Origin of the sequence: Stenotrophomonas acidaminiphila (assembly GCF_001431595.1) — a bacterium.
In the GTDB taxonomy this organism is placed as follows: Bacteria; Pseudomonadota; Gammaproteobacteria; order Xanthomonadales; family Xanthomonadaceae; genus Stenotrophomonas; species Stenotrophomonas acidaminiphila.
In genome coordinates this window covers 1-21,819 of the sequence record NZ_LDJO01000026.1, presented here as the reverse complement: position 1 = coordinate 21,819, position 21,819 = coordinate 1, and the positions used below count along the sequence as shown (strand labels likewise).

Below are 21,819 nucleotides of genomic sequence, written 5' to 3'. Positions count from 1 at the left end.
ATCTGATCCGCATTAAACCCCATCATTGGCTCAGGAGCCTTTAGGTATCGCCATGAACAAGTCCACTCGCGTTCTGCTTGTTTCGCTTCTGTCGGTTGCCGCGCTGGCCGGCTGCTCGAAGAAGGTGAAGGAACAGCCGGCCCAGCCGCCGGTCGACACCACCCCGACCACTCCGTCGACCGGTCCGTCGACTTCCGGCCTGTACGGTCCGGGCGACCTGGACACCGACGCCTGCCTGCGCCAGCGCGTGGTCTACTTCGACTTCGACAAGGAAGAAGTGAAGTCCGAGTTCCAGGCCATCATGGCCTGCCATGCCAAGTACCTGCGTGACCGTCCGTCCTCGCGCATCACCCTGCAGGGCCACACCGACGAGCGCGGCAGCCGTGCCTACAACCAGGCCCTGGGCGAGCGTCGTGGCAATGCCGTGAACTCGGCACTGCAGGCCAACGGTGGCTCGGCTTCGCAGCTGACCGTCGTGTCCTACGGTGAAGAGCGTCCGGTCTGCACCGAATCGGCCGAGTCCTGCTGGTCGCAGAACCGCCGCGTCGAAATCGTCTACACCGCGCAGTAATCGATGCGTACCGGCATCAAGGCGATGATGCTCGTGGTTGCGGCAGCCCTCGTGGCTGCCGCACCCGCTCATGCCCAGCGGCAGAGCCTGGCCGACCGCGTCGGCGCACTCGAGCAGCAGGTCCAGAACAACCAGGCCAACACCGACATGCTCAACCAGCTGCAGCAACTGCGCAGCGGGATGCAGGCGCTGCAGGCAACGGTCGAGCAGCTCCAGCACGAGAACGAACAGCTCAAGCAGCGCAGCCGGGACCAGTACCTGGACCTGGATGGGCGCCTGAACCGCCTGGAAGGTGGCGCGGAGCAGGCGCCAGCGCCGGCCGTGCCGGCCCCTTCCGCGGCCAACCCGGCGGCGGCGGAAAAGCCGCCAACCGTGCGCGGCGATGCCGGCGCGGTTGCCGCGGCCGGCGACGAACGCAGCGCCTACAACGTGGCCTTCGATGCGCTCAAGGCCGGCAAGTACGACGAATCGGCGCGTCTTTTCCAGGGGTTCCTGGAGCAGTATCCCAGTGGCGTCTACGCCCCCAACGCGCTGTACTGGCTGGGCGAGAGCTATTACGCCACCCGCAATTTCCAGCTGGCCGAGGCGCAGTTTCGCGACCTGGTGGGGCGCTATCCGACCCACGACAAGGCCGCTGGCGGCCTGTTGAAGCTGGGCCTGTCCCAGTTCGGCCAGGGCGATGCGGCCAAGGCCGAGCAGACGCTGGCGCAGGTCGTGACCCGCTTCCCCGGCAGTGATGCCGCGCGGACCGCGCAGGACCGCCTGCAGTCGATCCGGCTCGGCCAACAGATCCGCTGAGTCCGGGCGGCGGTGTTTCCAGGGAGCCGGGCCATGCCCGGCTGCCGTCGTTTACGGCATGGCCGATGCCGTCAGCCCCTCCAGAAGTTCCCGCCATGACCGTCGTTTCCCTTTCCAGCGCCGCCGCCACGCCCAGCGAAATCGTGCAGTCGCCGCTGCCGCGGCTGAAGATCACCGAGATCTTCCTGTCCCTGCAGGGCGAGGCCGACACCGCCGGCTGGCCGACCGTGTTCGTGCGCCTGACCGGTTGCCCGCTGCGCTGCGGCTACTGCGACACCGAGTACGCCTTCCATGGCGGGCAGTGGCGCGATATCGACGACATCGTCGCCGAGGTGCTCGGCCATGGCGTGCGCCACGTCTGCGTGACCGGCGGCGAGCCGTTGGCGCAGAAGCGCTGCCTGGTGCTGCTGCGCGCGCTGTGCGACGCGGGGCTGGAGGTCTCGCTGGAGACGTCCGGCGCGCTGGACATCGGCGGCGTCGATCCGCGCGTGTCGCGCGTGGTCGACCTGAAAACCCCCGGCTCCGGCGAACTGGCCCGCAACCGGCTGGACAACCTGCCGCTGCTGACCGCGCGCGACCAGCTCAAGTTCGTGCTGTGCGACCGCGCCGACTACGACTGGGCCAGGGACATGGTGGCCGCGCAGCGCCTGCACGAGCGCTGCATGGTGCTGTTCTCGCCGTGCAAGGACCGGCTCGATGCGCGGGTCCTGGCCGACTGGATCGTCGCCGACCGCCTGCCGGTGCGCTTCCAGATGCAGTTGCACAAGCTGCTCTGGAACGACGAGCCGGGCAGGTGACCAGGGGTACCGCGGTGCCCCTTCCATACCGGCGCGGGACAGCGTGCTGGCGTTCCTTCCCCAACCGGAATATCACTCCATGAAGAAGGCAGTCGTGCTTCTTTCCGGCGGCATGGATTCGGCCGCCGTCGTCGCCATGGCCCAGGAACAGGGCTTCACCGTGCACGCGCTCAGCGTGCGCTACGGCCAGCGCCATACCTCCGAACTGGACGCCGCCGCGCGGGTGGCGCAGGCGCTGGGCGTGGCCGCGCACAAGGTGGTGGACGTCGACCTGCGCAGCATCGGCGGCTCGGCACTGACCGACGACATCGACGTGCCCGACGCCGGTGGCGATGGCATCCCGGTCACCTACGTGCCGGCGCGCAACACCATCATGCTCTCGCTCGCGCTGGGCTGGGCCGAGGTGCTGGGCGCCAACGACATCTTCTGCGGCGTCAACGCGGTGGACTATTCCGGCTACCCGGATTGCCGCCCCGCGTTCGTCGCCGCCTTCCAGGCGCTGGCCAACCTGGCGACCAAGGCCGGCGTGGAAGGCGCGGGCATCCGCGTGCATGCGCCGCTGCAGTACCTGAGCAAGGCGCAGATCGCCAGCGAAGGCGCGCGGCTGGGCGTGGACTTCGGGCTGACCGTGTCGTGTTACCGCGCCGACGCGCAGGGGCGTGCCTGCGGCCATTGCGATGCCTGCCGCCTGCGCGCCGATGGGTTCGCCGCCGCCGGCCTGCCCGACCCGACCCACTACGCCTGAGCGTGGCCGCGCCGCGCCGCGGGTGCCGGATTGCGGGCCGCCCGCGATGCCGTTGTGGCCGATTCACCGGGTAGAACGCGCGCCGTTCCGAATTCTGTTTTCAGGCATCTTGCGCTAGAATGCCCACCCCGGCGCCATGCCGGGTCTTTGTTTGGGCCGTTAGCTCAGTCGGTAGAGCAGAAGACTTTTAATCTTTTGGTCGAAGGTTCGAATCCTTCACGGCCCACCATGATCAGGCAGAGGTCCCGCACATCCGGGGCCTTTGTTTTTGCAGTGGGTGGCGCACGGTTTCTGTGAACTGCGGCAGCTCGCCGCGGCACGGGCCGGCCCTACCATGGAGTTCGTCAGGTTTCACGGCAACATTGGGGGACGCTTGGGTACCCAGATCACGCAACTCCTGCATCGCTGGCAGGGAGGCGACGCGCAGGCGCGGGAGCAGTTGTTCGAAGCCCTGTATTCGGACCTGATGCTGGTTGCCCGCAACCGCCTGTTCAACGATACCGGCGGCACCCTGCAGCCGGCGGCGCTGGTCAACGAATCGCTGCTGCGCCTGCTGGGTTCGGAGGTTGATTTCAAGGACCGCGCCCATTTCATCGCGGTGGCGGCACTGAAGATGCGTTCGGTCCTGGTGGACCACCTGCGCGCGCGCTCCGCGGACAAGCGCGGCGGCAACCTCGTCCAGTTGACCCTGTCCCATGCCAGCGACGTGCCCGACGACGACGGCGATGCCTACGACGTGATGGCGCTGCACCAGGCGCTGAGCCAGCTGGCCGAACTCGAGCCGCGCGCGGCGAGCATGGTCGAGCTGACCTATTTCGGCGGCATGAGTCGCGATGAGATCGCCATGGTGATGGGGGTTTCGGCACCCACCGTGGACCGCGACCTGCGTTTCGCCAGGGCCTGGCTCAACCGACAGCTGGCCTGATGCCGAACGCGGAGGAGGCGGCGCGTTGGCGCCAGACCCGCGATCTGTTCGATGCCGTCTGCGACCTGCCACGCACGCAGTGGCGGCAGCAGGTGCAGGAGTACTGTGGCGACCCGGCGCTGGCCGAGGAAGTGCTGCAGCTGCTGCATGCGCAGACCCAGGGCCTGAGCCGGATCAGCAGCCGGCTGGACACCGCGCTGGCGCGTGCGCTCACCCCGGAACTGGCGGTGGGCCAGCGGCTGGGACCGTGGCGGCTGACCGCGCGCATCGCCGGCGGCGGCATGGGCACCGTGTTCAAGGCCGAGCGCGACGACGGCGTCTACCGCCGCACGGTGGCGATCAAGTTGCTGCATGGCATGCCGGGCGCGGGCGAGGTGGAGCGGCTGCAGGCCGAACGGCAGGTGCTGGCCGGGCTCAACCTGCCCGACGTGGCCCAGCTCTACGACGGCGGCACCACGCCCGAAGGTTATCCGTACCTGGTGATGGAGTACGTCGAGGGCCTGCCACTGGACCGCCATTGCGCCAGCCATGCGCTGGGCCTGGCGGCACGGTTGCGGCTGTTCCTGGACATCTGCGCGATCGTGCGCTCGGCCCATGAGCGCCTGGTGCTGCACTGCGACCTCAAGCCGGGCAATGTGCTGGTCCGGCCCGATGGCAGGCCGGTGCTGCTCGATTTCGGCCTGGCGCGCCTGCTCAACGATGCGCGCGAGCGCGGAGAAGCGGGCTACTGCACGCCCGGCTATGCCAGCCCGGAGCTGGTGGACGGCGGGCCGGTGGGCGTGGCCAGCGATGTGTACAGCCTCGGCGTGCTGCTGGTGGAGCTGCTGTCCACGCGCCGCTGCGCACGTACGCTGCAGGACAACCAGGCCCCGGTGGTCCTGCCTTCGGCCAACGCGCCGCAGGGCCTGCGCTGGCGCAGGGCGCTGCGCGGCGACCTCGATGCCATCGCCGCCAGGGCGTGTGCCCGCGACGTCGCCGCCCGCTACCGTTCGGTGGAGACGCTGATGGCCGACGTGACGTGCTATCTGGAGCGGCGGCCGGTGGCCGCGCGGCAGTCCGGGCGCCTGTACCGGCTGGTGCGCGGCGTGCAACGCAATGGACGTGGCCTGGCGGTCGCGGCGGGCGCGCTGTCGCTCGCGCTGGTCTTCGTGGCCGGCCTGGTGCAGGCGCGCCGGCAGGCCGAGGAGGAAGCGGCCATCGCCCACCAGGTCGGTGATTTCATGGTCGGCGTGTTCGAGACCGCCGACCCGTTCCTGCGCACCGGGCGCGGACAGCCGGAGCTGTCATCGCGGCAGTTGCTGGACAAGGCGGCGCTGCGCGTCTCCCAGGACCTGGCCGATGCGCCGGCGCAGCTGGCCCGGATGCGCGCGGTGCTGGGGACGGCGTACCGCAATTCCGGCGTGCCGCGCCAGGCCGACGTGCTGCTGCAGCAGGCTTACGACGGCTTCATGGACGCGCGGGTGAATCGTCCGGCGGATGCGGCGGCGGTGCTGGTGGAACTGTCGCTGCAGAAGACCCAGGGCGGCAACGGCGCGCTGGGCCAGGTGCTGGCCGAGCGCGGCCTCGCGCTGCTGCCGGCGACCGCGGCCACGCCCACCCGGGCGCGGCTGCACGGCGCGCGCGGGCTGGCGCTGGTGAACCAGCAGCAGTTCGACCGCGGCGAGGCCGCCTTCGACACGGCGATGGGCCTGTACGCGAAACTGCCGCACTACAGCGTGGCCACCGAGAAGCTGGCGCTGTCCTACAACAAGGGCCTGATGTACCTGCGCTGGGGGCGGTTGGCGTCGGCCGAGCGCGAACTGCGCCACGTGCTGGGCGGAAGCCAGGGCCGCGGCACCAGCATGGCCCTGGCCGCGGAAATGCGCCTGGCGCAGATCCTGCGCGAGCAGGGGCGCTTCGCGCAGGCATTGCCGCTGCTGCAGGCCGGCCTGCGCCATGCCGAGGAACTGTACGGGCCGGAGAGCAGCTTCGTGCTGATGCAGCACGACGGGCTTGCCGACCTGTACCGCGACTGGGGCGACTACGCCGCTGCCGAACAGCAGTACCAGCTGCGCCTGCGCCTGAGCGGGATCATCGACGGCACCGGGTCGGTGGAGTATTCGATGGGGCTGTTCAACTATGGCGAGCTGCAGGAGCTGCGTGGCGACCTCGCCCAGGCCGAACGGCTCTACCGGCAGGCCTGGGCGATCCGCCGCGAGCGGCTCGGTGGGCAATCGCCCACCAGCCTGCGTGCCGAGTCCGGGCTGGGCGCGCTGTTGATGCGCCAGGCGCGCATGGACGAGGCCGGCGCGCTGCTGGTGCATGCCGATGCCGGCCTGGACGCAGTGCTGCCGGCGGACGCGCCCGGACGCATCGAGGCGCGCCTGAACCGCATCGACTGGCACATCCTGCGCGGCGACACCACGCAGGCGCAGGCATTGCTGCGGCAACTGGGCGGGCAGGTGCCGGCGAGCCTGCAGCTGCGCCTGCTGCGTGCCCGCGCGGACCTGGCCGAACGCCGCGGTGAAGGCGCGGCAACGCTGGCGCTGCGCCGCACCGCGCTGGAGTACGCGCGTTCGCTGCACGGCAACGACCGGGTCGAAACCGCGACCTGCCACCTCGACCTGGCCGAAACACTGCTACGGCTGGGCCATCGCCAGCCGGCGCTGGACGCCCTGCGCCAGGCGGCGCCCGCGCTTGAGAGCCGCCTGCTCGCGGATGCACCCGCGCGGCGCAGGCTCGATGGCCTGCGGCTGCTGGCCCGCGGCGGGCAGGGGTGAGCGCGGCCTAGCCCTGCTCGCGCACGATCTCCACCAGCCGCTGCCCGTAGCGCGACAGCTTGCTGCCGCCGATACCGCCGACCCGGCCCAGCGCGTCGAGGCTGGTCGGGCGCTGTTCGGCGATGTTGCGCAGGGTGCTGTCGTGGAAGATGACGAACGCCGGCACGTTCTGTTCGCGTGCCAGTTCGGCGCGCAGGTCGCGCAGCGCGTTGAACAGCGCCAGGTCCTGCGGCTGCACCGCCACGCCGGTGCGCGGCGTGCTGCTGCGGTCGCGCTCGCCGCGGGTGGCCGGCGGTTCGCGGCGCATCATCACCTGGCGGCGGCCCTTGAGCACGTCGCGGCTGGCGTCGGTCAGGCGCAGGCCGCCATGTGCTTCGGGGTCCACCTGCAGCAGGCTGGCGGCGACCAGTTGCCGGAACACGCCGCGCCAGTTGCGTGAGTCCAGCTCCTTGCCGATGCCGAAGGTGCTGAGCGTGTCGTGCCCCAGCTGGCGGATGCGTTCGCTGTCGCTGCCGCGCAGGATGTCGATCAGGTGGCCGACGCCGAAGCGCTGGCCGCTGCGGTAGACGCAGCTCAGGGCCTTCTGCGCGGGGATGGTGGCGTCCCAGGCGGCCGGCGGCGTCAGGCAGTTGTCGCAGTTGCCGCAGGGCCGGGGATAGGTCTCGCCGAAGCCGGCAAGCAGCACCTGGCGGCGGCACTGCATCGACTCGCAATAGCCGAGCAGGTGGTCGAGCTTGGCGCGCTCCAGGTGCTTGCGCTCCTCGCCGGCTTCGCCCTGCTCGATCATCTGCTTGAGCAGCACCACGTCGCCCAGTCCGTAGCACAGCCATGCTTCGGCCGGCTCGCCGTCGCGGCCGGCGCGGCCGGTTTCCTGGTAGTAGCCTTCCATCGACTTGGGCAGGTCGGTATGTGCGACGAAGCGCACGTCCGGCTTGTCGATGCCCATGCCGAAGGCGATGGTGGCGCACATCACCACGCCGTCCTCGCGCAGGAAGCGGCGCTGGTTGGCCGCGCGCACTTCCGCCGGCAGGCCGGCGTGGTAGGGCAGGGCGTCCAGGCCTTCGCCGCGCAGCATGTCGGCGGTCTCCTCGACCTTGCGCCGCGACATGCAGTAGACGATGCCGGCCTCGCCGCGGTGGCCGCGCAGGAAATCCAGCAGCTGGCGCCGGGCGTTGTCCTTCTGCACTACCGTGTAGCGGATGTTGGGCCGGTCGAAGGAACTGATGAAGTGTTCGGCCTGCGCCAGGTCCAGGCGCTCGGCGATCTCGCGCTGGGTGGGCGGGTCGGCGGTGGCGGTCAGGGCGATGCGCGGCACCTGCGGCCAGCGTTCGTGCAGCACCGTCAGCTGCCGGTATTCGGGGCGGAAATCGTGGCCCCACTGCGATACGCAGTGGGCCTCGTCGATCGCGAACAGGGCGATGCGGCTGCGCTCGAGCAGCGACAGGAAGCGCCCGGTCAGCAGGCGCTCGGGCGCGACGTAGAGCAGGTCCAGGCTGCCGTCCAGCAGCTCGCGCTCGACCCGGCCGGCGGTCTCGGCGTCCAGCGTGGAATTGAGGAACTCGGCACGCACGCCGACCTGGCGCAATGCCTCGACCTGGTCCTGCATCAGCGCGATCAGCGGTGAGACCACGATGCCGCAGCCCTCGCGCAGCAGGGCCGGCACCTGGTAGCACAGCGACTTGCCGCCGCCGGTGGGCATCAGTACCAGCGCGTCGTTGCCGGCGGTGACGTGTTCGACGATGGCCTGCTGGTTGCCGCGGAAGGCGTCGTAGCCGAAGACGCGCTTCAGCAGTTCGTGGGCGGGGGAAGACATGCCGACTAGGATAACTGCCCGGTCAAGCCCGGCCGCCCGCTCGCACCCCGTGTCCGCGTCGGGAAAACCGGGGCATGTTCATGTTCGGCGCAGGGCACGAGGCGGCGCGCGTGCACGCGTTACCGCACCGGACCGGGAACAACGGCCATCCTGCGCACCCGCTTCACGAAAGGGGGCGCGCCGAAGGCGGGGGGATCTGGCAGGCGGATGAAGCAGGGTCCAGGGGTGCGCCGTGCGCAACCCTGGAAAACCGCAGGGCGAACGCCCGAAGGTTTACTGCAGCAGCGAGCGCAGCATCCAGGCGTACTTTTCGTGGGTCTGCAGGCGCTGGGTCAGCAGGTCCTCGCTGGGAGCGTCGCCCGCCTTCTCCGCCTGTTCCAGGACCCTGCGCGCGGTCCGGCACACCGCCTCATTGCCCTGTACCAGCTGCCGCACCATCTCGCGCCAGTCGGCGCTGTCGGTCAGCCCCGGTTCCTCGGCGATGGAGGTCAGGGCGACGAACTCGCGGTACGAGCCGGGGGCGTTGAAGCCCAGCGCGCGAATGCGTTCGGCGATCTCGTCCAGCGCGGTCCACTGTTCGGTGTACTGCGCCTCGAACATGGTGTGCAGCGAATTGAACATCGACCCGGTGACGTTCCAGTGGAAGTTGTGGGTCTTCAGATACAGCGTGTAGGCGTCGGCGAGAAAGTGCGACAGACCGTCGGCGACCTTCTTGCGATCGGCGTCCTTGATCCCGATATCGATGCCCGGCGCCGACGGCGCGGAGGCGGCCAGCTTCTTCTTGCCGGCGTCGGGTTTGCTGCTGTTCTTGGCCTTGGCCATGACGCTTTACTCCTTGTCGGGTTGAATGGCTTCACAATAGCGCCATCGGGACCATACCGGTATTTCAAGTTTTCTCGTTGAACGATTGATGAGCGCTATCGAAAAGGACACTGCCGCGCGCCTGCGCGAAGCCCGCACGGCCATCGACGGGGCGATGAGCCGCGACCGCGGGCGACTGCTCGGGCTGTGGTCGCGCTGGCAGGGCCGGCCGGCCGATGCCGCCGCCGAAGCGGCGTTCCGCGGCCTGCTGGAGCAGTCCCGGGGCCAGCGCCGGCAGCGTGCGGCGCAGCCGGTCGCGATCAGCATGGACGACGCGCTGCCGATCGCGCGTGAAGCCGAGCGGATCACCGCGCTGATCCGCGACCACCAGGTGGTGGTGATCGCCGGCGAGACCGGTTCGGGCAAGACCACTCAGCTGCCCAAGCTGTGCCTGGCCGCCGGGCGCGGCGAGGCCGGCATGATCGGCTGTACCCAGCCGCGGCGCATCGCCGCGCGCGCGGTGGCCACCCGCGTGGCCGAGGAACTGGGCAGCGAACTGGGCACGGTGGTCGGCTACCAGGTGCGCTTCACCGACAAGGTCGGCGAGGACAGCCGCATCAAGTTCATGACCGACGGCATCCTGCTGGCCGAGATCGCGTCCGACCGCTGGCTGTCGCGTTACGACACGCTGATCATCGACGAGGCGCACGAACGCAGCCTCAACATCGATTTCCTGCTCGGCTATCTCAAGCAGTTGCTGCGCCGGCGCCCGGACCTGAAACTGGTGGTGACCTCGGCGACCATCGACACCGAGCGCTTCTCGCGGCATTTCGACGATGCGCCGGTGGTCAGCGTCGAGGGCCGCACGTACCCGGTGGAAGTGCGCTACCGGCCACTGGACGAGGCGCGGCCGGCGCCGGCCACAGAGGGCAGGGGCGGTGGACGCGGGCGCGGCGACGATGCCGACTCGGACCCGGTGTCGGTCAACGACGCCATCGTCGCCGCGGTCGACGAGATCACCCGCCTGGATCCGCGCGGCGACGTGCTGGTGTTCCTGCCCGGCGAACGTGAGATCCGCGACGCGCACCAGGCGCTGGAACGGCGCAAGTACCGCGAGACCGAGGTGCTGCCGCTGTACGCGCGGCTCTCGGCCAAGGACCAGGACCGGGTGTTCAACCCGGGGCCGAAGCGGCGCCTGGTGCTGACCACCAACGTCGCCGAGACCTCGCTGACGGTGCCGCGCATCCGGTACGTGGTCGATCCCGGCTACGCCCGGGTCAAGCGCTACAGCCCGCGGCAGAAGCTGGACCGGCTGCACATCGAACCGGTGTCGCAGGCCAGCGCCAACCAGCGCAAGGGCCGCTGCGGGCGCATCGCCGAGGGCGTGTGCTACCGCCTGTACGCCGAGGCCGATTTCCAGGCGCGCCCGGAATTCACCGATCCGGAGATCCGCCGTTCCTCGCTGGCCGGGGTGATCCTGCGCATGCTGCAGCTGGGCCTGGGGCGGATCGAGGATTTCCCGTTCCTGGAGCCGCCGGACGAACGCGCGGTTGCCGACGGCTGGCAGCAGCTGGCCGAGCTGGGTGCGATCGACGGCGAGCGCAAGCTCACCGCCATCGGCCGGCAGATGGCGCGGTTGCCGGTGGACGTGAAGCTGGCGCGCATGCTGGTGGCCGCGCAGAAGGCCGGCTGCCTGCACGAGATGCTGGTGATTGCCTCCTTCCTGGGCATCCAGGACCCGCGCGAACGGCCGCCGGAAGCGCGCGAGGCCGCCGACAACGCGCATGCGGCCTTCGCCGACCCGCGCTCGGAATTCCTCGGCATCCTGCGCCTCTGGGAGGGCTACCGGACCGCGCACGAGGACCTGACCCAATCCAAACTGCGCGACTGGTGCGGCCGGCATTTCCTCGGCTTCCTGCGCATGCGCGAATGGCGCGAACTGCACCGTCAGCTGCGCCTGCTGTGCGAGGAGCTGGGCTGGGACAGCAGCAGCGATGGCGCCTTCGGCAAGGCGCTGCTTGCCGCGCCGGCCGCGCTGCCGGCAGGCGGCGATGGCGAAGCCAGGCGCAAGGCCACGCGCGGCGAACTGCACAAGGCGGCGCGGCTGGCACGCGAAGGCGCGAAGCCGGCGAAATCGGTGACCGGGCCGGATGTCCCGGGGGCCGGCGCAGGCGCCCGGCCAGGCAAGGCAAAAACCGACTCTGAGCCCGGTTCCGCCCCGGTACCGGAGAAGGTGCGGGTGGCGGCCTACCAGGCGCTGCACCGGGCGATCCTCGCCGGGCTGCCGACGCAGATCGGCCACCGTACCGAGAAGGGCGACTTCCAGGCGCCGCGCCAGCGCCGCTTCCACCTGTTCCCGGGCTCGGCGCTGGCCAGGCGGCCGCCGCCGTGGGTGCTGAGCGCGACCCTGCTCGATACCCAGCGCGTATGGGGCCTGACCAACGCCGCCATCGAACCGGACTGGGCGATCGCCGAGCTGCCGCACCTGCTGGCGCGCAAGCATTTCGACCCGCACTGGTCGCGTGCCCAGGGCCAGGTGCTGGCGGCCGAGCAGATCAGCCTGTTCGGGCTGGTGCTGGCGCCGCGCAAGCCGGTGCATTACGGCCGCATCAACCCCGGCGAAGCGCACGACATCTTCGTGCGGCAGGCGCTGGTCACCGGTGAGATCAACACCCGTGCCGGCTTCGTCGCCGACAACCTCAAGGTACTGGAGCAGGCCCGCGAGGAGGAAGCCAAGCTGCGCCGCGCCGGCATCGTCGCCGACGAGGACTGGCAGGCGCGCTGGTACCTGGACCGCATCCCGGCCGACATCCATTCGGCCAGTGGGCTGGATGCCTGGTGGAAGGCGCTGCCGCCCGGGCAGCAGCGCACGCTGCGCTGGTCGCTGGCCGACCTGCTGCCGGGCGAAGGCAGCGAGCAGGAGCGTTATCCGAAGTATTTCGCGCTGGGCGATGCGCGGCTGGCGATGCATTACCGCTTCGAGCCCGGCGCGGCGGACGACGGCGTCACCCTCGACGTGCCGCTGCACCTGCTCAACGCGCTGGACCCGGCGCGGCTGTCATGGCTGGCGCCGGGCTTCGTCGCCGACAAGGCCGCGGCACTGATCCGCAGCCTGCCCAAGGCGATGCGCCGCAACTACGTGTCGGCGCCGGACTTCGCCCGCGCCTTCTTCGAGGCATGGCCGCAGCCCTCGGCCGACGACATCCGCGGCGAACTTGCGCGGTTCCTGTCGAAAGCCACCGGCGCGGCGGTGGCCGCCACCGATTTCGACGAGGCGGCGCTGGAGCCGCACCTGCGCATGAACCTGCGCCTGGCCGATGCCGAGGGCCGGCTGCTGGCGATGTCGCGTGATCTCGATGCGCTGCGCGCACGCTTCGGCGAGCGCGCCGGGCAGGCGTTCGCGGCGCGTGCCGGCAAGGCGCTGGCTGCCGAGGGGCTGCGCGAATTCCCGGCCGGCGCCATTCCCGGGCAGGTGCCCGGCGAAGCCGGCGTGCCGGCGTATCCGGCGCTGGTCGATACCGGCGAGACGGCGGCGCTGCGCATCTTCGCCGATCGCAACGAGGCGCTGCTGGCGCATCCGGGCGGGGTGCGGCGCCTGCTGGAGATCGCCCTGGCCGACAAGGTCAAGCAGGCCCGCAAGCAGTTGCCGGTATCGCCCAAGACCGGGTTGCTGTACGCGGCCATCGAATCGCAGGAAAGGCTGCGCGGCGACCTGGTAGATGCGGCCATGAACGCGGTGCTGGCCGATGGCCTGGGCGAGATCCGCTCGGCGGAGGCTTTCGAGTTGCGCCGTGCCGATGCCGGCAAGCGCCTGTTCGGCGAAGCGATGGAGCGGCTGCGCCTGGCCGAGACCATCCTCGGCCTGGTAGGCGAGCTCAAGCCGCTGCTGGAAGCGCCGTTGATGGGCTGGGCGCGCGGCAATCTCGACGACATGGAACGGCAGCTGGCGTCGCTGGTCCACGCCGGCTTCCTGCGGCAGACCCCGGCCGACGCGCTGGCGCAGTTCCCGCGCTACCTGAAGGCGATGATCCTGCGCAGCGAACGCGCCAAGCGCGACCCGCCGCGCGACCAGGCGCGCATGCTCGAGCTCAAGCCCTTCGTCGATGCGCTGGAAGAGGCGCGGCTGCAGGGGCAGGCCACGCACCCGCAATGGTCGGCGCTGCGCTGGGACATCGAGGAACTGCGGGTATCGCTGTTCGCGCAGGAGCTGGGCTTCCGCTCCGGCATCTCGCCGAAGAAGCTGGCGCAGCGGGTCGCTTCACTGCGCGGCTGACCCTCCGGCCGGGCCCGCCCGGCGGCGGGCCGCATCCGCAGCTACGGTGTCGCCGCGCGGTGCTGCTCGACGCAGCGCCGGCGTGCGGCATTGACCTGGTCGTGGGCGTAGGCATGCTCGCGGCCGATGGCGCGGCGCAGGTTGTCCATGCGTGCCTGCAGTGCCTGGGTGCGCTTGGCGTCGGGCGCGTTGTCCAGCTGCTCGCCAAGCATCGCCATCTGCTGCTGGTAGGTCGCCACGCGGTCGTTGGAGGGCCCGTAGATCGATGCGGTCGCGGTGGCGATGCACGCGCGCTCGGCGCTGCGATCCAGTTCCGCCGGCGCCGGCGGCGGGCTTCCGCTCTCGCGCAGCGGCGATGGTTCCGGCTCGCCGGTCTCCATGGGCGGCGCCGGCGGTGGCGCCGCCGGCAGGCGCTCGCTGCGCAGCTTCATGGGTTGCGCGTTGGCGTCGCAGGGGTGCTCGGAATAGGCGGTTTCCCCGGACTTTCCCTTGCATTTGTAGACCTGGGCCGATGCTCCTGCCGGCAGCAGGAACAGCAGCATGAGCAACAGCTGGGTGGGCATGGCGGGCATGGCGGACCGGGGCAGGGTGCGGGCGCCGTGGTTCGCGGCGCTGAGGAGCGCCCGCCAGCGCGGGCGCGTGGATGGGCGCAGGTTACTTGGTGCGGCGCACCTTGGCGCGGGTGTTGAGCCCGTCCACCTGCAGGTACCAGACCCCTATGAGCCCGGGGCTGATCTGGACCCCCGGCGACTGCTTGCGGACGCCGGGAGCGCGGGCGTCGTCGGTCTGTTCCCATACCTGGCCGTTGTCCAGGGTGTACTGCCGGCCCTTGCCGAAACCGGTGAACTCGCCGACCAGTGTGGCCTTGATCGGCTCGCTGGAGCCGAAATCGAAGAAGCCGCGGTTCTTCACGATCACTTCCTGGCGGCCTTCCTCGCGCGCCTGTTCCAGCGCGGTGGCGGTGGCATTGCGCACCTTGCCCTGCAGCCAGGCATTGAGCGCGGCCAGCTCGTCGGGCGAGAGCTTGTCCAGGCCGGCGGCCTTGAACTCGGCGGTGGACATCTGCTGCTGCAGGTCGCCTTCGACGACGCGTTGCGCCTGTGCGGCGAAGGCCGGCGCGAGCAGCAGGGTGGCTGTGAGCAGGAGGGAAAGGCGCGAGGGCTGCATGGGCGATTGTTCCCGTGGATGGTTGGGCGCTAGTGTAGGGGCATCCGCCCGCCATCAACCGCTGTGAACCGTTCTTCCCTCTCCGGCCTGGATGCCCTGCTGCAACGCCCGTCCTGTGGCGCCCTTTCCGATCCGTTGCGGGAGGCGCTGCTGGCCGCCTGGCGGCAGCCCGGGACCGACACCCAGCCGCGGCTGCCGTGGCCGGTGCTGGCCGACACGCTCGATGCGCTGGCCCTGCTGTCCGCCGACGAGGCGGTGATCGCCGCCGCGCTGCTGTTCGATCTGCCGGGCCTGCGCGCGCGCCTGGCGGAGCTGCCGCTGGGCAACGCGACGGCCGCGGTGCGCGGGTTGCTCGACGGGCAGGATGCCGCCGACCAAGTGTGGGCGCTGCACGCCGGGCGCGAGGCCGGCCGCAACAGCGAAGGCCTGCGCCGGCTGCTGCTGTCCATCGTCCACGACCTGCGTGTGGTGCCGGTGCTGCTGGCGCGGCAACTGGCCTGCATGCGCGCGGCCGACCGCAGCCCCGAGGAACAGCGCCGCGCGCTGGCGCAGCTGACCCGCGACATCCACGCGCCGCTGGCCAACCGGCTGGGCATCTGGCAGTTGAAGTGGGAGCTGGAGGACCTGGCGTTCCGCTTCCTGGAACCGGATACCTACCGCCACATCGCACGCGAAGTGGACGAAACCCGGCTGGCGCGCGAGCGCTACGTCGAAGCGGTCAAGCGGCGCCTGTCGGCGGCACTGGGCGAGCACGGCATCCGCGCCGAGGTCAGCGGCCGGCCCAAGCACATCTACAGCATCTGGCGGAAGATGCAGAAGAAGAAGCTGGCCTTCGAGCAGCTCTACGACCTGCGCGCGGTGCGGGTGATGGTGGACGACGTGGCCGCCTGCTATGCCGCGCTGGGCGTGGTGCACGCGCTGTGGACGCCGATCCCCAGCGAATTCGACGACTACATCGCCCGGCCCAAGGCCAACGACTACCGCTCGCTGCATACCGCGGTGATCGGCCCGGAAGGGCGCACCGTGGAGGTGCAGATCCGCACCCACGAGATGCACGCGCAGGCCGAACTGGGCGTGGCCGCGCACTGGAAGTACAAGGAGGGCGGCAAGGGCGCGGAGAAGGCCTTCGACCGTAAGATCACCTGGATGCGGCAGTTGCTGGAGCAGGCGCAGGACGCGGCCAATCCCGAGGACCTGGCCGGCGCGCTGGATGCCGAGCTGATCGAGGACAGGGTCTACGCGCTCAGCCCCAAGGGCGAGGTGATGGATCTGCCGGCCGGCGCCACGCCGCTGGATTTCGCCTACCACGTGCACACCATGGTCGGGCACCGTTGCCGTGGCGCCAAGGTCAACGGCCGCATCGTGCCGCTGACCTATCGCCTGCGCAGCGGCGACCGGGTCGAGATCATGACCGCCCGCGACGCCGACCCGCGCCGCGACTGGCTGCTGCCGGCCAACGGTTTTCTCGCCAGCAACCGTTCGCGCGAGAAGGTCCGTACCTGGTTCCACAAGCTCGACCGCGCGCGCAATGTGCAGGCCGGGCGCGAACTGCTGGACCGCGAGCTCAAGCGGCTGGGCCTGCAGCAGGCCGACCTGATGCTGGCGGCCAGGCGCTTCCACGCCGACAGTGTCGATGACCTGTACATCCAGGTCGCGCTCGGCGACACCGGGCCCAGCCAGGTCAGCCGCGCGTTGCTGGAAGCGGAGAAGGAGAAGCACCAGCCGGCCGCTGCCGCGCCGCCGCTGCCGCGGCCGACCGCGCGCCGCGAGGGCATCGGCCGTTCCGATTTCACCGTGCAGGGCGTGGGCAACCTGCTGGTGCAGCTGGCGCGCTGCTGCCAGCCGGTGGCCGGCGAGCCGATCACCGGCTACCTCACCCGTACCCGCGGCGTGACCGTGCACCGCGCCGATTGCCCGGCGCTGGCGCGGCTGTCGGCCGCGCACCCCGAGCGCGCGCTGCCGGTAGAGTGGGGGCGCGCCGGCGCGGGCTACGAGGTGGACGTGATGGTCCGCGCCATGGACCGGCGCTGGCTGCTGAAGGACATCACCAACCTGATCGCGCAGGAGGACGCCTACGTGCTCAACATCAACAGCGACCCGCTGCGCGACAGCGGCCGCATGCAGCTGCGGTTGCGGCTGAAGGTGAGCGACTACGGCCAGCTGTCCACGCTGCTGGGCAAGCTCGACGCCTTGCCCGGGGTGGACGAAGCGCGGCGCATGGGGTGAGGCCGGCGTTGCCGGCGAGATCATGGCGGACTGCTAGGCTGGCCGCATGCACAAGGCCCATTCCCGCCTGCCCAGATGGCTGTCGCTGCCCGTCGGCCGCGCGCACCTGTATGCGCGCTGGTGGGTGGCGCGTGGCTGGGACAGCCCGCGTGCCTGGCGTTCGATCGCCATCGGGCTGGTGTTGCTGGCGCTGTTGCTGACGGTGTTCCGGCAGCCGCTGGCGAACCTGCTGTGGCCGGAGACCAAGATCCAGCGCCTGCTCGACGATGGCCACCGCGCGCTGCGCCAGGGCCACCTGTCCGCGGCCGATGGCAGTGGCGCGCGCGAGCTGTTCGAGGCAGCGGCGGCACTGGATCCGGACCGCGGCGACGCGCGCGACGCATTGGCCGACACCGGCCGCGCGGCACTGGAGCAGGCACGGCGGCAGCTGGCCGCCGGCGACGTGCCGGCCACGCGCGCGGCGCTGGAACTTGCGCGGCAGCTGCAGGTGCCACAGGGGGAGCTCGACGCCATCGCCTCGGGCCTGCATCGCCGGGTGCGCGAGCCGGACAGCGTCGAGGACCTGCTGCGGCATGCCGAGGCGGCGCAGGCGCAGGGGCGGCTGGACGCGGGGGCCGACAGCGCGCTGCCGTTGTACCAGCGGGTGCTGGCGGTGCGGCCGGACCACCTGCGGGCACTGCAGGGGCGCGACGATGCCTTGTCCGACCTGCTGGCCGAGGCAGTGTCCGCGGCGCAGCGCGACCAGACCCAGATGGCGGCGGCCCTGTTGCAACGGGTGCAAGGCTACGACCCCGGGCACGCCGAATTGCCCGCGGCCCGCGCCGCGCTGAATGCGGCGCTGGACCGGCGCCGTGCGCAGGCCGCGCGTGACCTGGCGCGCGGGCGCCTGCGCCAGGCCGCCGACGGCTATGCCCAGGTGCTTGCGGCGGGCGACGACCCGGTGGCACGCCAGGGGCTGCGGCAGGTGGCGCGGGCGTGGGCCGGTGAAGCCGCACGACTGGCCGGCGACTTCCATTTCGAGCAGGCGCGACAGGTGCTGGAGCAGGCCCGCGCGTTGGCGCCGGGCAGCCCCGAGGTGGCCGCCGCCGAACAGGCGCTGCAACGTGCGCAGGGCGCGCGCCGGGCGCTGGAGACACGGATGCCCGCTGCCGAGCGCGAGCGCCAGGTGCGGGTGCTGCTGGCGCAGATGGACAGCGCGGCGTCGCACGGGCAATGGCTGTTGCCGCCCGGTGCCAGCGCCTATGACCGTTTCAAGGCCGCGCAGGCGCTGGCGCCCGGCGATGCGCGGGTGAAGCAGGCCGGTGCCCGTATCCTGCCCGCCGCGCGCGACTGCCTGGACCGGCATCTGCAGGGCAACCGCCTGCAGGCCGCGCGTACCTGCCTGGATGCGTGGCAGGCGCTGGCGCCGGGCGATCCGCTGTTGCCGGCGGCGCGACGGCGGCTGGCGCAGCGCTGGCTGGCGGTCGGCAGCGAACGGCTCGGCGCCGGCGACGTGGCGTTCGCCAGCCGGGCGCTGGAACAGGCGCGCGCGCTGGACGCGGCGACCCCGGAACTGCCGGCTTTCGCCGAACGCCTGGGCAACGCCAGGCGCTAGGCCAGGAACACCCGCGCCACCACCTCGCGCGCGGCATCCATCGAGAAGTGCCGGGCGATGTTGTCCAGGCCGTTGCCCGACAGTCGCCGCCACAGGGCTTCATCGTCATGCAGCCGCACCACCGCGTCGGCGAACGCCCTGGCGTCGTCGGCGACCAGCACATCCTCGCCGTCGTGCAGGTGCATGCCCTCGGCGGCGCAGTGCGTGGCCACCACCGGCTGGCCGTGGGCCATGCTCAGGTTGATCTTGCCCTTGACCCCGGCGCCGAAGCGCAGCGGCGCCACCGCGACGCGGCCGCCCGCCATCCACGGCACCACGTCGGGCACGTAGCCATGCACCTGCACGCCGGGCTGCGTGGCCGCCAGCGCGCGCAGGCTGTCGGGCACGTCGGCACCGATGCAGTGGAAGCGGATCTCCGGCAGGCGTTGCCGGATCAACGGGAACACCTCGCCGATGAACCACTGCATCGCATCCAGGTTCGGCGGATGGTTGAAGCCGCCGACGAACACCAGCCCCTGCCGCTGCGCCCAGTCCAGCCCCTGGCCGGCGACTTCATGCAGGTTGGACAGCAGTTCCACCCGCACCGAAGGCGCGTCGACGGCCAACTGCTGTTTCTCGGCGGCGCTGACCAGCAGGGTCACATCGGTCGCGGCCATCACCGCCAGCTCGCTGGCACGGGTGCGCTCGGCGCCGCGCGCCAGGCGCGGGTCGCCGCTGAGCTCGGCACCGCGGCGTTCGCGCAGGTAGTGCAGGTCCACTGTGTCGAACACGGTGCGCGCCTGCGGCGCGTGGCGCCGCAGCAGCGGCAGGCACTCGTTGGCGACATGGTGGCGCACCAGCATCGCCACCTGGAAACGCGGGCCATGCGTGCGCAGCCAGGGGCCCACGCCCTGCAGCCACGGCGCATGCCACACCTCCACGCCCAGCGCCTGCAGGGCCTGGGTGGCGGCGCCGCCGTGTTCGCCGCGGGTGGGCAGGAACACCACATGCGCGCCGCCGGCCAGCAGCATGCGGATCAGGTTGAACTGGCGCAGCGAGGCCGAATCGCGGTCCGGGCGCGGCACCGCCTCGTCGATGATCAGCACCTGGCGCTGGCCGCGGTGCACGAGCGCGGGGCCGGGCACGCTGCCAGCCGGCAGCTGCCGCGCCAGCGCAGCGCGCCATGCGTCGGCGAACACCTGCTGGTTGCGGACCTGCCAGGCCTTGATCCCGCTGCCGATGTCGGTGCCGTTGCTGGTGCCTTCGTCGTGCACGACGCGGCTGCCCGGCTGCACCAGCACGCGGCGGCCGGCGGCGCGCACCTTGAACGCCAGGTCGGTGTCCTCGTAGTACGCCGGTGCATAGCGCGCGTCCAGCCCGCCGAGCTGCTCGAACAGCGCGCGCGGAATGGCCAGGGTCGCGCCGGAGCAGTAGTCGGCGTCGCGCAGGCTGGCGTAGCGCGGGTCCTCGGCCGATTCGAAACGGCCGTAACTCCAGCAGCTGCCGTCGTCGAACACGATACCGCCCGACTCCTGCAGGCGGCCGTCCGGGTACAGCAGCTGCGCGCCGACCAGGCCGGCCTCCGGGACCTGGGCGAAGGTGTCGAGCAGGGCGTCCAGCCAGCCCGGCTGTGGCAAGGTGTCGTTGTTCAGCAGCACCACGTACTGCCCGCGGGCCAGCCGCAGGCCATCGTTGCAGGCAGCGATGAAGCCGCCGTTGTGCGCGCGGCGGTGATGGCGCAGGCCGTCGATCGCCGCCATCCAGGCCGCGGTATCGTCGCTGCTGCCATCGTCGATCACCAGGATCTCGCAGGCCGCGGCGGGTGGGTGCGCGGCCAGTGCGCGCAGGCACGCCAGGGTATGCGCCGCATGGTTGTAGACCGGGATCACGATGCTGGCGACCGGTTGCGCGCTGGCGGGCACGGCGAACGGCGCGAAGGCGGCAGCGGCAGGTGCGTACAGCGGCTCGCGCCGTGGCGGCGGCTGCCGCCGCAGGCGCACGCCGACGCGTTGCAGCGTGGCGCGCCAGCCGCGGGTACGCAGGCTGGCCAGGCCGCGGCGGATCAGGCCGACGATGCGGGCGAGGTGGTAGCGCGCATCGGCCGGGGACATCGACATTCGGTTGCAACTCCAGCTTAAGCAGGTGGGGGCCGGCAGCAGTGCGGTGGCGCGAGGCTGCGTTAGACTCGCCTGAACCTACATTCTCGCATCCCCGTGCCGCGACGCTACGATACCGACGAACTGGACGACGATACCGACGAGCCGGGCACGCCCTGGCGCAACCGGCTGATCACCTGGGGCCTGGCCGCCGCCGCCCTCGGCCTCGGTTTCCTGATCCCGTACACGCTGTACCTGAACTCGCAGGTGACCCAGCGCTTCGGCGAGCTGCGCTGGCAGATCCCGACCCGGGTCTATGCCAGGCCGCTGGTGCTGGCGCCGGGGGTGGCGATGAACGCCGGCACGCTCAGGACCGAGCTGGCGGCGTCGGCCTACCGCGACGACGGCATCGGCCAGAGCCCGGGCACCTACCGGCTGCAGGACGGCCGGTTCACCATTTCCAGCCGTGGCTATGTCGATGTCGACGGGCGCGTGGCGCCGCGCCGGATCGAAGTGGTGGTCTCCGCTGGCCAGGTCGCCTCGCTGCGCGATGCCACGCAGCGCAAGGCGCTCAAGGCCGCGCGGCTGGACCCGGCGCGCATCGCCACCCTGTACGGGCAGAAGCAGGAGGAGCGGCGGCTGGTGCGCATCGCCGATGCGCCGGAGCTGCTGGTCACCGGCCTGCAGGCGGTGGAGGACAAAGATTTCAACAGCCACCACGGCATCGACCTGAGCGGCATCGTGCGCGCGGTCTGGGTGACGGTGCGCTCCGGCGGCAAGGTGCGCCAGGGCGCCAGCACGCTGACCCAGCAGCTGGCGCGCAGCGGCCTGCTCGGCATCGGCAAGGAACAGACCCTCACCCGCAAGTTCAACGAGGTGCTGTACGCGCTGATCATGGAAGCGCGCTACGACAAGCCGGTGATCCTGGAGGCCTACCTCAACCAGGTCTACCTGGGGCAGCGCGGCAGCCAGGCGATCCACGGCGTGGCGTCGGGCGCCGAGTTCTGGTTCGGGCGCGATCTGAATTCGCTGACCACCGAGCAGGTGGCGCTGTTGATCGGGCTGGTGAAGGGGCCGTCCTACTACGATCCGCGCCGCAACCCCGAGCGCGCGCTGGACCGCCGCAACTTCGTGCTGGGCAAGCTGCACGAGAACGACCTGATCGACGCGGCCGAGTACCAGCGCGCGCTGAAGGCGCCGCTGGGGGTGCCGAAGGTGCCGGGGCTGGTGGCGGCCAACCGCTTCCCGGCCTATATCGACCTGGTGCGGCGCCTT

General features: G+C 71.1%; 15 protein-coding genes and 1 tRNA gene. 11 read left to right on the top strand and 5 right to left on the bottom strand.

Translation table 11 applies throughout. The features are described from left to right. The first annotated feature begins 52 nt into the window (after positions 1 to 52). The 7 genes from pal to ABB33_RS08385 all read left to right on the top strand — a co-directional run bounded on the left by pal (position 53) and on the right by ABB33_RS08385 (position 6,595). Positions 53 to 571: a peptidoglycan-associated lipoprotein Pal gene (pal, locus tag ABB33_RS08415; RefSeq protein ID WP_054663937.1), complete on the top strand. Its 519-nt coding sequence runs from the start codon at positions 53 to 55 to the stop codon at positions 569 to 571. Positions 572 to 574: 3 nt separating this feature from the next. Beyond that, a complete protein-coding gene (gene ybgF / locus ABB33_RS08410; RefSeq protein ID WP_054663939.1) occupies positions 575 to 1,369 on the top strand; it encodes a tol-pal system protein YbgF in 795 nt (264 codons plus the stop codon). 95 nt (positions 1,370 to 1,464) lie between these two features. Beyond that, positions 1,465 to 2,166 carry a 7-carboxy-7-deazaguanine synthase QueE gene (gene queE, locus ABB33_RS08405; protein ID WP_054663942.1) on the top strand — a complete coding sequence of 234 codons (702 nt, stop codon included), beginning with the start codon at positions 1,465 to 1,467 and terminating at the stop codon, positions 2,164 to 2,166. Between the two features lie 79 nt (positions 2,167 to 2,245). After that, positions 2,246 to 2,911, top strand: coding sequence for a 7-cyano-7-deazaguanine synthase QueC (gene queC, locus ABB33_RS08400; protein ID WP_054663945.1), 666 nt, complete (start codon positions 2,246 to 2,248; stop codon positions 2,909 to 2,911). 153 nt (positions 2,912 to 3,064) lie between these two features. Next, positions 3,065 to 3,140: transfer RNA gene (locus ABB33_RS08395), tRNA-Lys, on the top strand. A 144-nt stretch (positions 3,141 to 3,284) separates the two neighbouring features. Next, on the top strand, positions 3,285 to 3,836 hold the full coding sequence (locus ABB33_RS08390; RefSeq protein ID WP_054663948.1) for an ECF-type sigma factor: 552 nt from the start codon (positions 3,285 to 3,287) through the stop codon (positions 3,834 to 3,836). Beyond that, entirely contained in the window at positions 3,836 to 6,595 is a 2,760-nt protein-coding gene (locus ABB33_RS08385) for a protein kinase domain-containing protein (RefSeq protein WP_056931827.1), read from the top strand. Before ABB33_RS08390 ends, ABB33_RS08385 begins: the two co-directional genes overlap by 1 nt. A 7-nt stretch (positions 6,596 to 6,602) precedes the next feature. On the opposite strand, the gene recQ is transcribed toward ABB33_RS08385, so the two are convergent. Together recQ and ABB33_RS08375 are read right to left on the bottom strand one after the other, a co-directional pair. Next, on the bottom strand, positions 6,603 to 8,408 hold the full coding sequence (gene recQ / locus ABB33_RS08380) for a DNA helicase RecQ (RefSeq protein ID WP_056931826.1): 1,806 nt from the start codon (positions 8,406 to 8,408) through the stop codon (positions 6,603 to 6,605). A 273-nt stretch (positions 8,409 to 8,681) separates the two neighbouring features. Continuing rightward, the gene (locus ABB33_RS08375) at positions 8,682 to 9,230 is read right to left on the bottom strand and encodes a Dps family protein (protein WP_054663957.1); all 549 of its coding nucleotides are present in this window, start codon (positions 9,228 to 9,230) and stop codon (positions 8,682 to 8,684) included. Positions 9,231 to 9,318: 88 nt separating this feature from the next. Between ABB33_RS08375 and hrpA the strand changes: the two genes are divergently transcribed. Continuing rightward, on the top strand, positions 9,319 to 13,482 hold the full coding sequence (gene hrpA / locus ABB33_RS08370) for an ATP-dependent RNA helicase HrpA (RefSeq protein ID WP_056931825.1): 4,164 nt from the start codon (positions 9,319 to 9,321) through the stop codon (positions 13,480 to 13,482). A 41-nt stretch (positions 13,483 to 13,523) separates the two neighbouring features. Here the strand turns inward: hrpA and ABB33_RS08365 are convergent, their stop codons facing one another. Further along, on the bottom strand, positions 13,524 to 14,054 hold the full coding sequence (locus tag ABB33_RS08365) for a DUF4124 domain-containing protein (RefSeq protein WP_082595039.1): 531 nt from the start codon (positions 14,052 to 14,054) through the stop codon (positions 13,524 to 13,526). A gap of 82 nt (positions 14,055 to 14,136) precedes the next feature. After that, positions 14,137 to 14,649 carry a hypothetical protein gene (locus tag ABB33_RS08360; protein WP_056931823.1) on the bottom strand — a complete coding sequence of 171 codons (513 nt, stop codon included), beginning with the start codon at positions 14,647 to 14,649 and terminating at the stop codon, positions 14,137 to 14,139. A gap of 63 nt (positions 14,650 to 14,712) precedes the next feature. Here ABB33_RS08360 and ABB33_RS08355 point away from each other — a divergent pair, with 63 nt between their 5' ends. Both ABB33_RS08355 and ABB33_RS08350 read left to right on the top strand, forming a co-directional pair. Continuing rightward, positions 14,713 to 16,875 carry a RelA/SpoT family protein gene (locus ABB33_RS08355; RefSeq protein WP_056931822.1) on the top strand — a complete coding sequence of 721 codons (2,163 nt, stop codon included), beginning with the start codon at positions 14,713 to 14,715 and terminating at the stop codon, positions 16,873 to 16,875. 46 nt (positions 16,876 to 16,921) lie between these two features. Next, positions 16,922 to 18,469, top strand: a complete 1,548-nt coding sequence (locus ABB33_RS08350; RefSeq protein ID WP_082595038.1) for a hypothetical protein — start codon at positions 16,922 to 16,924, stop codon at positions 18,467 to 18,469. Here the strand turns inward: ABB33_RS08350 and ABB33_RS08345 are convergent. Continuing rightward, positions 18,466 to 20,565 carry a glycosyltransferase gene (locus ABB33_RS08345; protein WP_056931821.1) on the bottom strand — a complete coding sequence of 700 codons (2,100 nt, stop codon included), beginning with the start codon at positions 20,563 to 20,565 and terminating at the stop codon, positions 18,466 to 18,468. The two genes, ABB33_RS08350 and ABB33_RS08345, sit on opposite strands and share 4 nt — an antisense overlap. Positions 20,566 to 20,661: 96 nt before the next feature. Here ABB33_RS08345 and ABB33_RS08340 point away from each other — a divergent pair. Beyond that, the coding region (locus ABB33_RS08340; protein WP_211260875.1) for a transglycosylase domain-containing protein at positions 20,662 to 21,819 on the top strand (1,158 nt) is incomplete at its 3' end.